We start from the raw sequence: 13,031 nt of genomic DNA, 5'->3' as shown, positions 1-13,031 counted from the left end.
AGCGACAGGAGACAGCAGGAATGAACGAGCAAGCGTTCTTCGAAGACCTGGAAGCCCGGCATCGCAAGATCTGGCCCGCCGGCCTGCCCACCGCCCCGGCCTATCCGCACGGCGAAGCGCCGCTGGGCGACTACCTGCGCGCGTGGGCGCGCAAGCGGCCCCGCCATCCCGCGCTGGAGTGGTACGGCACCACCGTCACCTATGCCGAACTCGACGACCTGTCCGAGCGCTGCGCCGCGCGGCTCAAGGCCGACGGCATCGGCGCAGGCGACCGGGTCGCGGTGATGATGGGCAATTGCCCGCAGTTCCACGTGGCCTTCTACGGCATCCTGAAACTGGCCGCGGTCTATGTGCCGGTCAACCCGCTCTTCAAGGAACACGAACTGGTCTACGAGCTGAACGATGCCGGCGCCACCACCATCATCGTGCAGGACCAATTGGCGCCGCTGCTGATGTCGGTGCGCGCGCAGACACGGTTGCGCACCATCTACACCACCAGTGCGGGCGCGATGCTGCCGGACCAGCCCACGCTGCCGCTGCCCGCCGGCCTGGATGCGCCGCCGCTGGAGGTGGAGGGTGCCACCGACCTGCTGCACGCGCTGCGCCAGACCGGGCCGGCCGGCGCGCTGCCGCCGGTGGACCTGGACGCGCTGGCCGCGCTCAACTACACCGGCGGCACCACCGGCCTGCCCAAGGGCTGCATGCACACGCAGCGCGACATGGTCTACACCGCGGCGGCCTCGTACGCGATGTCCGGCAGCGCCGACGCCGGCAGCCTGGCAGAAGGCTCCGACGAGGTGATGCTCAACTTCCTGCCGATGTTCTGGATCGCCGGCGAGAACCTCGGGCTGATCAGCCCGGTCTTCAGCGGTGCCACCCTCGTGCTGCTGGCGCGCTGGGATCCGGTGGCGGTGATGGCCGCGATCGCGCGCTATCGCGTCAACCGCACCTTCCTGGTGGTGGACAACGCCGTCGAGCTGATGAACCACCCCGACGCCGGCGGCTACGACCTGAGTTCGCTGCAGCACACGCGCGCCGCCTCGTTCATCCGCAAGATCACGCCCGACATACGCCAGCGCTGGCACGCGCTCACCGGCAGCATCATTGCCGAGGGCGCGTGGGGCATGACCGAGACCCATACCAGCGACACCTTCACCACCGGCATGCAGGCCGACGACATGGACCTGCGCGGCCGCCCGGTCTTCGTCGGCCTGCCCGTGCCGGGCACGCGCATCAAGATCTGCGACTTCGACACCGGCGCGGTGTTGCCCATCGGCGCGGAAGGCGAAATCGTGGTGAGCACCCCGTCGCTGCTCAAGGGCTATTGGGGGCGCCCGGACGTCGACGCCGAAGTGTTCCGCGACGGCTGGTTCCGCACCGGCGATATCGGCGCCTATGACGAGGCCGGCTACCTGCACTTCCTCGGCCGGCGCAAGGAGATGCTGAAGGTGCGCGGCATGAGCGTGTTCCCCTCCGAGCTGGAAGTGCTGCTGTCGCGCCACCCGGCGGTGCTGGGCTCGGCCGTGGTGGGACGCGCCGACGCGGACAAGGGCCAGGTGCCGGTGGCCTTTATCCGCCTGCGCCCGGAACATGCCGACGGCACCTCCGCGGACACGCTGCACGCCTGGTGCCGCGAGCAGATGGCGGTCTACAAGGTGCCCGAGATCCGCATCCTGCCCGAGTTGCCGCTGACCGCCACCGGCAAGGTGCGCAAGGTCGAGCTGCAGGCATTGCTGGACGCGGAAGCCAGCCGCTGACCGCGCGGCAATCCGCGCCGCGCTGGCGTGCCCCGACGGGGCGCGCCACGCACGCGGCTGGCGGTCAACGGCAAACCGAGGAGCCAACGGCCATGCATGACCGATCCACACCGGGCGGCGCCGCCAAGGCGGACCGCCACTTCGTCACCGCGCTGGCGCGCGGGCTGGAAGTGCTGGCCTGCTTCCGCACCAGCGACCGCGCGCTGGGCAACCAAGAGATCGCCGAGCGCTGCCGGCTGCCCAAGTCCACGGTGTCGCGCCTGACCTCGACGCTGACGCGGCTGGGCTACCTGGCGCACGAACATGGCAGCAGCAAGTACAGCCTGGGCACGGCCTGCCTGCGGCTGGGCAGCGCCATGCTGTCGCGGCTGGATATCCGCAAGGTGGCCCGTCCGCTGATGCAGGAACTGGCGGATTTCTCCGGCGGCACGGTCTCGCTGGGCACGCGCGACCGCTTCTCGATGATCTATGTCGAGCATTGCCGCAGCGCCGAGGCCATCGCACTCACGCTCGATACCGGCTCGCGCATCCCGGTGGCCACGTCGGCCATCGGCCGGGCCTGGCTGGCGGTGGTGCCGCCGGAGCAGCGGCAGGACTTCCTGGAGCAGGTGCGAGAGATCGACGACGTGGCGTGGCCGCGGCTGCTTCGGGGCATCGAGCAGGCGCTCGCCGACCACCGCGCGCTTGGCGTGGCCTGCTCGATGGGCGACTGGCAGAAAGACGTCCACGGCATTGCGCGCGGCTTCGCGCCGGGCCATGGCATGGCGCCGATGGCGATCAACGTGGGCGGGCCGGCGTTCCGCCTGTCCCCGTCGTTCCTGCTCGACGAGGTGCGCCCGCGCCTGCTGGACGTGGTGCGTCAGCTCGAGAACAGTTTTCCGCGCTGAGCGGGCCCGTTCTTCATACCAACCACGCCGCATCCGACGGCGCCACAGGAGGAGACACCATGCAACCGAAATTGACCGACGCCGCCCGGCGCCGCCTGCTGGCCGGCATGCTGGCCGCAGCCACCGTGCCGGTGACGGGCGCTGCGAATGCAGCGCCTCCCTCGGCGGCCACCCCGGCGGCCACCCCGGCAGCCACCGGCAGCCTCACCGTCGCTTTCGGCGCGGAGTCCACCACGCTCGATCCGGTCAAGATCTCTGCCGGCGTCGACCACTATTTTGTTGGCCAGATCTTCGAGATGCTGGTGCGCCGCAATGCCGCGCTCAAGGACGAGAACTGGCTGGCCGAAAGCTGGAAGCTGGAGACCGGCAAGGACGGCAAGCCGGTGCTGGACGTGCAACTGCGCAAGGGCGTGCGTTTCCACAACGGCGACCCGCTCACGGCCGAGGACTTCGAGTTTTCCTGGCAGCGCCAGCGCGACCCGAAGGGCAGCTTCTTCTCGCACTACGTCTCGTCGATCGAACGCTTCGAGATCGTCGACCCACACCACTTCAAGCTGCATTTCAAGGAGCCCGATGCGCAGTTCATCGTCGGCAACATGCAGCTGTGGGCGATGCCCAAGAAGTACATCCAGAAGGTCGGCGAGGAAGAATTCGCGCGCAAGCCCGTCGGCACCGGCCCGTGGAAGTTCGTCTCGCGCACCGTCAAGGACGAGCTCAAGCTGGAAGCCTTCGACGGCTACTGGAACAAGGAAAAGCGCCCGGGCGTCAAGGAACTGACCATCAAGGTGATCCCCGAGGATCTGACCCGGGTGGCGGCGTTCAAGACCGGCAAGGTCGATTTCATCGACAATGTGCCGCCCTCGATGGTCGATGAGTTCAGGAAGATGCCGGGCGTGAAAACCGTCACGCTGGTGAGCGGCAACAACCTCTTCCTCAACTTCAACACGCAAATGGCGAAGTCGCCGTTCAACGACGTGCGCGTGCGGCAGGCGGCGGCGCATGCGATCGACGTCGACGCCATCATCAAGCGCGTGCTGTTCGGCCAGGGCGAGCGCTACGCGCAGGTGGGCAAGGAATCGAACGGCTACGATCCCGCGCTCAAGCCCTACCCGTTCGACCAGAAGCGTGCGCGCGAGCTGCTGAAGCAGGCGGGCTATCCCAACGGCTTCGACACGCCCTGCTACAACCTCACCACGCCGCGCGAGCCGGGCGTGAAGGAAGTCGGCGAAGCCATGTACGCCTACCTGAGCTCGGTCGGCATCCGCTGCCAGGTGCGCAACCTGGAATACGGAGCGTGGATCAGCCTTGGCAAGCGCGGCCGCTCCGGCCCGCCCGAAATGGATGGCGTGCTGAGCTGGATGTGGTCGCAGGGCCTGCCCGGCGACCCCGGCCTGGCATGGTCCGGCCACCTGCACAGCTACCAGGGCGGCGGCGGCTGGGGCACTTACTCCTACACCAACGACCCCGAGGTCGATGCCCTGGTCGAGAAACAGCGCCACACCATGGATCCCGCCGCGCGCACTGCGTTGCTGAAGCAGATCGCGCGGCTCAAGCAGGAGCGCGTGCTGGGTGGGCTGCCGACGTACCGGCCGCTGGTGACCTTTGCCTGGCGCGACAACAAGATCGATTACGTGCCCTGGCCCATCCGCGACTACTGGCGCTCGTTCCAGGAAGTGAGCTGGAAGCAGCGCTGACCCGCCGCCGCGTCCGCCACGCGCCGCGTGCGCGCCGGACGCGGCATCCCCGCTGACGCTATCCCCACGGAGCCTGTCATGCCCATCGCGAAACGCCTGCTGCACGGACTGATCAGCATACTGGGCGCGAGCGTGATCATCTTCCTGATCTCGCGCCTGTCCGGCGACCCGCTTGCCCTGCTGTTGCCGGCCGATGCGCCGCCCCAGGTGATCGAGCAGACCCGGCAGCACCTCGGCCTGGACCAGCCGCTGGTGGCGCAGTACCTGGTCTTCCTCAGCCATGCCGTCACCGGCGACTTCGGCAACTCCTACCGCTGGCAGGAGCCGGCACTTGGCCTGATCCTGGAACGTCTGCCGGCCACGGTGGAACTGGCGCTGGCCGCGCTGGGCTTCTCGATCGCGATGGCGGTGCCGTTCGGCGTGCTGTCGGCGGTGTACCGCGGCTCATGGTTCGACCGCTTCGCCAAGGTCTTCGCCATGCTCGGGCAGGCCATGCCCAACTTCTGGGTCGGGCTGCTGCTGATCCTGTTCTTCGCGGTGCAGTTGAACTGGCTGCCGGCATTCGGGCGCGATTCGTGGAACAGCCTGGTGCTGCCAGCGATCGCGCTGGGCTGGTATCCGGTGGCGGCGCAGACGCGGGTGGTGCGCTCGGCCATGCTCGACGTGCTCGACAGCGACTACATCCGCATGGGCCGCGCCATGGGCCTGCCGGAAGGCGTGCTGGTGTGGAAGTACGCGCTGCGCAATGCGGCGATCCCGCTGGTCACCATCCTCGGCGTGTATTTCGCGGCGATGCTGGGCGGCGCTTTCGTGGTGGAAGTCATCTTCGCCTGGCCGGGCGTCGGCCGCACCGTGGTCGAAGCGGTGTTCGCGCGCGATTTCCCCGTGGTGCAGGCGGGCGTGATGCTCACCTCCGTGCTGTTCGTGCTGTCCAACCTGCTGGTCGACCTGAGCTACGGACTGATCGACCCGAGGATCCGCCATGCCTGAGATCGCCATCCCTCCCGCATCCACGGCGGCGCCGCTGGCCCGCAAGCGGCGCCGGCGCGAGCTGGGCACCCTGCCCTGGTTCGCGCTGGCCGTGTTCCCGCTGCTGCTGGCCTGCGCCATCGGCGGCGAAGCGCTGCTGCCGCACGACCCCAACGGCCTCGACCTCGGCCTCGCATTCCAGCCGCCGGCATGGCTGCAAGGCGGCAGCTGGGCTTATCCGCTCGGCACCGACAACATGGGCCGCGACCTGCTCAGCCGCATCATGGCCGGCACGCGCATTTCGCTGGTGGTGGCGCTGTACGCCATCCTGATCTCGGGCGGCATCGGCACCGTGGCAGGCATGCTGGCCGGCTACTTCGGCGGGCGCCTCGACGCGCTGATCATGCGGCTGGTCGATATCCAGATGTCGATCCCGGCGCTGGCGCTGGCACTGGTGCTGGCCGCGGTGCTGGGCCCGGGCTTCGAGACCGTGGTGCTGGTCATCGTGATCACCTACTGGACCTGGTACGCGCGCATCGTGCGCGGCGAGGTGATGTCGCTGAAGCAGCGCGACTACGTGGCGCTGGCGCGCGTGGCCGGCTGCGGCACTGTCACCATCTTCCGCCGCCACCTGCTGCCCAACCTGCTCAATACGCTGCTGGTACTGGCCACGCTGCAGGTCGGCCAGGTGATCATCTTCGAGGCCTCGCTGAGCTTCCTCGGCCTGGGCATCCAGCAACCCGACGTGTCCTGGGGCCTGATGCTGGCCGACGCGCGCAACTACATCACCAATGCATGGTGGGCCATCACCATGCCGGGGCTGGCCATCATGGCGACCTGCCTGGCGTCCAACCTGCTGGGCGACTGGCTGCGCGACCACTTCGACCCGAAAAGGAGACAGCTATGAACGGCACCAGCCAGGACATGACGCAACAACAAGCTGTCCCCGTCGCGCCGGGTGTCCGCGACGTCGCCGCGCCGATGCTGTCGGTGCAGGGCCTGACGACGCATCTCGACCTGCGCCGCGGACTGGTGCGCGCGGTGGACGGCGTGGACCTGCACGTGCACGAGGGCGAGACGCTGGGCGTGGTGGGCGAGTCCGGCTCGGGCAAGTCGATGACGATCCTGTCGATCCTGCGCCTGCTGCCGCGCGGCGCGCAACTGGGCGGCAAGGTCCTGCTCGACGGCACCGACCTGCTGCAGCTCCCCGAGAAAGCCATGAGCCGCGAGTACCGCGGCCGCAAGATCGCGATGATCTCGCAGGACCCGCTGACCTCGCTGAACCCGGTCTTCACCGTCGGCGACCAGGTCGGCGCGCCTTTGCACTACCACGGCCGCGCGGACAGCCGCGAGGCGCGCCGCCGCCAGGTGGTGCAGGTGCTGGAAAGCGTGCGCATCCCCTCCCCACAGACGCGGCTCGACGACTACCCGCACCAGTTCAGCGGCGGCATGCGCCAGCGCGTGGTGACCGGCATGGCGATCGCCAGCGCGCCGCGGCTGCTGGTGGCCGACGAGCCCACCTCCGCGCTGGACGTGACCATCCAGGTGCAGATCATGGCGCTGTTCCGCAAGATCCAGGCTCAGACCGGCGTCGGCATCATCCTGATCACGCATGACCTCGGCGTGGCCGCCAGCATCTGCCATCGCGTGGCGGTGATGTACGGGGGGCGCATCGTCGAGACCGGCGACGTGCGCACGCTGTACAAGCGGCCCGCCCATCCCTATACGCAGGCGCTGCTCAAGTCCATCCCGCACTTCGGCGAAAAGCGCGAGCGGCTGTATGCAATCCCCGGCAGCCCGCCCAGCCTGATCGATCCGCCGCACGGCTGCCGCTTCGCCGCGCGCTGCCCGCACCGCAAGCCGCTGTGCGACGACGCCTATCCGCCCGAGATCGAGCTGGAATCCGGCCACAAGGTCAGTTGCTGGCTGGCTTCGGCCGGTTAAGCCCCACGCGCTCAGGAGGCCCCATGCTGCTCGAAGTCCAAGACCTGAAGAAGCACTTTCCCGTACACGGCGGCGGCACGGTGCGCGCCGTCGACGGCGTCAGCTTTGCCGTCGATGCCGGCCAGACCTACGCGCTGGTGGGCGAGTCCGGCTGCGGCAAGACCACCATCGCCAGGCAGTTGCTGCTGCTCGAGCGCCCCAGCGCCGGCACCATCCGCTTCGACGGCCAGGACGTGCTCACGCTCGGCCGCAAGGGCGTGCTGGCCTACCGGCGCCAGGTGCAGGCGGTGTTCCAGGATCCGTCCTCGTCGCTCAATCCGCGCCTGAAGGTCGGCATGCTGCTGGCCGAGCCGCTCCTCGCGCACGGCCTCGGCGGCAACCGTGCGGCGTTGCGCCGGCGCCTGCTCGAGCTGCTGGAGATCGTCGGCCTGCCGCCCGGCGCGCTCGACCTGTATCCGCACGAGTTCAGCGGCGGGCAGCGCCAGCGCATCGCGGTGGCGCGCGCGCTGGCGCTGCAGCCGCGGCTGATCGTGCTGGACGAGCCGACCTCGGCGCTGGATGTGTCGATCCGCGCGCAGATCGTCAACCTGCTGGCGGACATCCAGCGCAGTTTCGGTATCGCCTATGTGATGATCGCGCACGACCTGGCGCTGGTGGAGCACTTCAGTTCGGCGGTGGGCGTGATGTACCTGGGCAGCATGGCCGAGAGCGGGCCGAGCCCGGCGGTGTTCGGCGCGCCGCGCCATCCGTACACGCAGGCGCTGCTCGGGTCTGCGCCGCGGCCGGATCCGGACCACCAGCCGGCCGAGGGGCTGATCCTGGGCGAGATCGGTTCGGCACTGAACCCGCCGCCGGGCTGCAAGTTCCATCCGCGCTGCCCGCGCGCGGCGCCGGCATGCGGCAAGGACCTGCCGCGCCTGCGGCAGCTGGCCCCGCATGGTGACGGCAAGCCGATGCATGTGGCGGCCTGCCACCTTCTTGTGTGATCGCCCCGGCTCGGACGGTAACGGCGCCGCGGCACCGGCGTCAGCCGCCCTGCATCCTCGACGGATCGTCGCTGCGCGAAGTCGTCGTCACCGTGCCGTCGGTGTTGAAATGCACGTTGAAGAAGGCCTTGTCGGTCGAGCTCTCCATCCAGCGGTAGCCCCACACCTCTTCCTTCTTCAGCGCGAACGCCTCGACCTTGGTCGGCTTGCCCAGCAGGCGGCGGATATCGTCCTTGCTCATGCCGGCGCGCACGCGCGCGAAGTTCTCCGGCGTCAGCACCTGCTCGATGCGCGCGACCTTGCCGTCGGCACCGATGGTGACCATCCAGGTGGTCGTGCCCTCCGGCCCGCGCGGATACTCCAGCCGGCGGCCGCCGTCGGCCTCTTCCCAGACGATCTCCGGCTTGCCGGCCTGGCGCCGCAGCTCTTCCTCGGTGGACTGGCCGGGCACGATGCCCTTGAACAGCTCGCTGTCAGGCTTGATCGCGTTCCAGGTATTGCGCGCGGTTTCGCCCGCCTTCTTCATCGCTTCATCGACCTTGCGCTGGTCGCAGCCGAACAGCGCAAGCACAGAGGCAATCAGTCCCATGGCGGCAAGGCGTCGCGGCGACGCGTGGTTGGCGGGGCGTAGGTGGGCGGGGCTTGCTTCAGCGGCGCACGGGCTCGGCAATGACTGACGAGGCGGCCTGCGCGGCGCTTTCGGGATCGAGTGTCTGGCCGTCATCCTGGCTCCTCCTGGTGCCGCTGCGGTTCGAGGCGCCCGAGAACAGGATCGCCCAGCTGTCGAAGCGGCGGTTGAACAAGACCGACAATCCGTTGATGGAGCCGCCCTTGGCAATCAGCGACCAGCGCCGCGAGAACTGCCAGGTCAGCTTCACCACGTTGGAGGCCGAGGTCAGGCTCTGCTCATAGCCTACCGCGATCTGGTCGGTGATGGCCTTGCCCATGCTGACCACCTGCTGGTCGTTCAGGCCCGCGGTGCTGGGCCCGATCGAGAACTCGTCGATGCCGAAATGCGAGACGATGCCCTTGCCCGCCTTGCCGCCGATCAGGCCGAGCGCCGCGCCGCCCATCGCGGCACCGCCCAGCTGGCGCTGCTGGCCCGCGGCGGCGCTTTCGGCGCCGTAGCCGAACATCAGCCAGGACAGCTTGTCTTCGTCGGGAACGTTCGGCTCCGACACCAGCCGCACGCGCGGCAGCCGCACCGTGCCGGTCACCTCGACGCCCGCCTCCACTTCCTGGTTGCGGCGCATGGCGCGGATGTTCATGTTCGGGTTGTCGATGGGCCCGTTGAAATTGATGATACCGCGCTCGATGTTCAGCTTGCGGCCGAACGCCTCGTAGGTGCCATCCGTCACGCGCACCGTGCCGACGGCCTTGAGCGGCACCAGCGGTTCGCTCCTGACCCCGAGCTGGCCGGCCAGCAGCAGGTCGGCGCCCGCGCCGCGGAAGCGGAAGTCGTTGCCCAGGTCGACGGTCAGGTCGATCACCGGGCTGAACTTGCTCGCCGGCTTGGTCTCGGGCACCACCGGCGTCGCGGCGGTCTTGACCGCGCGCTGGTCCTTGCGGCGGATTACCACCACGTCGTCGCCCAGCACCGGCGCGCCGGCCTTGGGCAGATCGAACAGGCCGCGGTCGACGCGGAACTTGCCGCGGATCACGATCTGCTTGTTCTCGTTGGCGATGCTGGCGTCGCCCGACACCACCAGCGTGCGTTCCGGGCTGGCAAACAGTTGCAGCTTGTCGGCGACGATCTTGCCGGTCAGGTTGGGATCGGCTTCGCCGAGCTTGACGTTGCCGGTGGCGGTGATCTTGCCATCGCCGCCGTGGAACTCGACGTGCTTCAGCTCCACCGTGTTCTGGTCCAGCGCCACGCGCACGGTGCCATCGGTCAGGCGCAGGCCCAGGTCGTACAGCGTGACGGCGAGGTTGTCGCCATCGACGGTGCCGGCCAGCAGCGGCGCGCCGACCGTGCCGCCCAGCCGCAGCGCGGCGGCCAGGCGCCCGTCGAAGGCATACTGCGGCCCGGTCAGCGCCTCGAGCGATTTCAGTCGTGGCACGTCGATCGTGACGGTGCCCGCCAGCGTCGACGCCGGCCCCACCGTCTGCAGGCCTTGCTCCTGCACCAGCCCCGCCGAGGCATCGACCACCACCTTGCCGATGCGCCCCGACACCATGCCCCCGCGCAGCGCGATGCGGTTGCCGCCCGCCTCGGCGCGCAGGCTGGTCTCGCCCAGGCCCATCGTGGTGAAGCCGCGGCCCGCATTGACCGACAGGTCGCCGCTGCGCCGCCGCACTTCGGCAAACCCGCTCGCGGTCTCGGCCAGCGCCAGGTTCCAGCGGCCATCGATGACCAGGTCGGAGCGCACCGGCGGCTTTTCGCCGGTAATGGTTTCCATCAGTTCGAGCACGTGGCCGACCTGCAGGCCGTTCAGCGTGCCCTGGCTGCGGATGCGGCCATGGTCCCAGTCGAAGCTGTCGATGGCGAGCGTGGCGTTGTCCAGCAGCAGCCGCGTGGCGCCCAGGCGCACGCGCTGGTCCGCGACCAGCAGCTGCGTCGGCGCGGCCAGCCGCAGGTTGACCGTGCTGCGTTCTTCCAGCGTGCGGATGGTGCCGTTCCAGCCATCCGGCCCCTTCCATGCGCCCTGCCCCGCCAGCGCGAGCTGCAATGGCCGGCGGTTCAGGCTGCCGGCCACCTTGATGTCGAAGACGTGGCTGGCCTGGGTGCCGTTGAGGGTGGCATCGAGCGTGCTGAGGCTGGCCTGCGGCCCGCGGTAGTCGCGCGCGGCCAGTTGCACCGACAGCGGGCCGTCCAGCCCGCCGCGCACTTCGGCGCGGCCGCTGGCAGTGGCCACCTTGTGCGGTCCGACCTCCAGCGCCTGCGCGTTGTAGTCGGCCACTACCTCGGGCTTCTTCAGCGTGCCGGTGATGGTGGCATCAAGCTTGAGCTTGCCGGCCACGCCGAACTTCAGGCGCTCCAGTTGCGGCGCGTCGACCGCCAGCCTGAGCTGGTCGCCGCGCGCGCCGAAGCTGCCGCGCAGGTTGGCCTGGTTGCCGGCCATGTTGAGCGCGGCTTCGCTCGGCAGCAGCCGCTCGCCGGCGAGCCGCACCTTGCCGCCACCGGTCATCGGCAGGCCCGCGTATTCGCTCTCGTGCACGGCAAAATCGAGCGCCACGCCAAGCACCGGGGCAATCTCGCCGCTGGCGCTGAAGTCGGCGTTGATGCGGCCCGCGGCCACCTTGGCGAGCCGCGACGGATCGAACGACGCCAGCTTGCCCTTGAAGCTGAACGGCTGCTTGTCCTTCAGTCCGAGCTTGCCTTCGGCGGTCAGCACGCCGGGACCCACGGTCGCGCGCAGCGTGGCCAGCGTAACGGTGTCGGCGTCCATGCTGGCATCGGCGAACAGCTTGAGCGCCGCGCCGGACAGGTCCAGCGCCACGCTCTGCCGGCCCGGCTCCATGCGCAGCACCACGGGCCCGGACAGGCTGGCGCTGGTCAGCGAGCCATGCAGCGCGGCCGGGTCGAGCCGGTGCACGTCCAGGTCGAAGCCGCCGCGGCCGTCGCGCAGCGTGCCGCCGCCGGTGATCTCGGCCTTGCCGGTCAGGGCCACGCGCAGGTCGCTGACGGCCTGCGCCATTTCGCTCAGTTCGACATGGGCGCGCACCGCCCGCACCGGCAGGCGCTCCTTGTCGAGCGGGCCGGCTTCGAGGTTGCGGATATCGATGTCGCCAGCGACGGCCAGCGGCGCGGGCGGCGGCGCGGCGGCAGGGGCAGATGCTGCAGGTGCCGATGCCGCGGCTGCCGATGCCGCGGGTGCGGAAGCGGCTGGCGGTGCCGCAGCCGCCGCCGCGCCATCCACCGGCCGCAGCTCGGCATGCACCGTCAGGTTGGCCTGCGGCGCGGTGGGGCTGAACAGCCGCGGGTTGATGCCCTCGCCATCGACCAGCAACTGCGTGAACGGCACCTTGCCGAACGGCGTCAGGTCAGCGCCGGCGCGCGCATGGATGCGGTCGCCGTTGGCCTGCAGCTCGGCGCGCAAGGCTTCGAGCGTGCCCCTGGCGGTGGCGTTGACGACAAAGGACTCCTTTTGCCAGCTCGCCTCCAGCAGCGCTTCGGCGCTGAGCGGGAAGGGCGCGCGCGCGCCGATCTGGGCGTTGGTGGCAAGCTTGCCGTACGGCGTCTCCAGCTTGTCGACGCTGACGCGGTGGTGCTGGCCGTCGCTGTGCAGCGCGCCGGACAGGTTGGCGAACACCATCGGCTGGGCGGCAGGCGCCGTGCCCTGCAGCAGCGCCAGCCGCTCCAGCGTCAGCGCGTCGACGTCGATCGCCAGCGGCAGTTCCAGCGACTTCGGCATCTGCGCCGGCTCGGTGCTCGGCGCCGACGGGCCCAGCCGGACCTCGGCCTTGCCGATGCGCAGGTAGTCGACGTGCAGGCGGCGCGGTTGCCAGGTCATGGCCCAGCTGCCATCGACGCGGTCCACCGTCACACGGGTCTGGCCGCTGGCAAAGACCACGTCGCGCAGCCGCAACCCATGCGCCACTGTGCCGCCTTCGAGCCGGCCGCTGAGCATGCCGGCCGACAGCCGCGTGGCCAGGGTCCACAGGTGGCGCGTGCCGGCCTCGGTGCTCAGTGCCGCCACGCCGGCGCCGATCAGTGCGATCACAAGGACCAGCAGCACGCCAAGGAACCAGGCGAGCGCGCGCCATACGCGCCGGCGCTTGCGCGGCGCGGGCGGGTTCGGCTCCCCGGGCGTGCCTTCGCCGGGCACGTCGGGCAGGTCGTGGGCGCTCATG

The 13,031-nt window shown here is 69.7% G+C and carries 9 protein-coding genes; 7 read left to right on the top strand and 2 right to left on the bottom strand.

Annotated elements, in window-relative coordinates; all coding sequences use genetic code 11:
- Positions 1 to 20 precede the first annotated feature (20 nt).
- The 7 genes from J8I34_RS00900 (at position 21) to J8I34_RS00870 (ending at position 8,237) form a co-directional block, all read left to right on the top strand.
- Positions 21 to 1,757 (top strand): AMP-binding protein, encoded by a 1,737-nt coding sequence (locus J8I34_RS00900; RefSeq protein WP_209805144.1) that lies wholly within the window; start codon positions 21 to 23, stop codon positions 1,755 to 1,757.
- Between the two features lie 92 nt (positions 1,758 to 1,849).
- Positions 1,850 to 2,644 (top strand): IclR family transcriptional regulator, encoded by a 795-nt coding sequence (locus tag J8I34_RS00895; protein WP_029046073.1) that lies wholly within the window; start codon positions 1,850 to 1,852, stop codon positions 2,642 to 2,644.
- A gap of 59 nt (positions 2,645 to 2,703) precedes the next feature.
- Positions 2,704 to 4,338 carry an ABC transporter substrate-binding protein gene (locus tag J8I34_RS00890; RefSeq protein WP_209769556.1) on the top strand — a complete coding sequence of 545 codons (1,635 nt, stop codon included), beginning with the start codon at positions 2,704 to 2,706 and terminating at the stop codon, positions 4,336 to 4,338.
- A gap of 78 nt (positions 4,339 to 4,416) precedes the next feature.
- Positions 4,417 to 5,328 (top strand): ABC transporter permease, encoded by a 912-nt coding sequence (locus J8I34_RS00885; RefSeq protein WP_029046072.1) that lies wholly within the window; start codon positions 4,417 to 4,419, stop codon positions 5,326 to 5,328.
- Entirely contained in the window at positions 5,321 to 6,214 is an 894-nt protein-coding gene (locus J8I34_RS00880) for an ABC transporter permease (protein WP_029046071.1), read from the top strand. Before J8I34_RS00885 ends, J8I34_RS00880 begins: the two co-directional genes overlap by 8 nt.
- A gap of 17 nt (positions 6,215 to 6,231) precedes the next feature.
- Positions 6,232 to 7,251 (top strand): ABC transporter ATP-binding protein, encoded by a 1,020-nt coding sequence (locus J8I34_RS00875; protein WP_371748029.1) that lies wholly within the window; start codon positions 6,232 to 6,234, stop codon positions 7,249 to 7,251.
- A 23-nt stretch (positions 7,252 to 7,274) separates the two neighbouring features.
- Positions 7,275 to 8,237: an ABC transporter ATP-binding protein gene (locus tag J8I34_RS00870; RefSeq protein WP_209805143.1), complete on the top strand. Its 963-nt coding sequence runs from the start codon at positions 7,275 to 7,277 to the stop codon at positions 8,235 to 8,237.
- 40 nt (positions 8,238 to 8,277) lie between these two features.
- On the opposite strand, the gene bamE is transcribed toward J8I34_RS00870, so the two are convergent.
- Positions 8,278 to 8,826, bottom strand: a complete 549-nt coding sequence (gene bamE, locus J8I34_RS00865; RefSeq protein WP_209805142.1) for an outer membrane protein assembly factor BamE domain-containing protein — start codon at positions 8,824 to 8,826, stop codon at positions 8,278 to 8,280.
- Between the two features lie 58 nt (positions 8,827 to 8,884).
- Complete coding sequence (locus J8I34_RS00860; RefSeq protein ID WP_209805141.1) at positions 8,885 to 13,030, bottom strand: translocation/assembly module TamB domain-containing protein; 4,146 nt, start codon at positions 13,028 to 13,030, stop codon at positions 8,885 to 8,887.
- Position 13,031 lies beyond the last annotated feature (1 nt).

Origin of the sequence: Cupriavidus phytohabitans, assembly GCF_017815025.1 — a bacterium.
GTDB lineage: Bacteria > Pseudomonadota > Gammaproteobacteria > Burkholderiales > Burkholderiaceae > Cupriavidus.
This window is presented reverse-complemented; position numbering and strand designations above follow the sequence as displayed.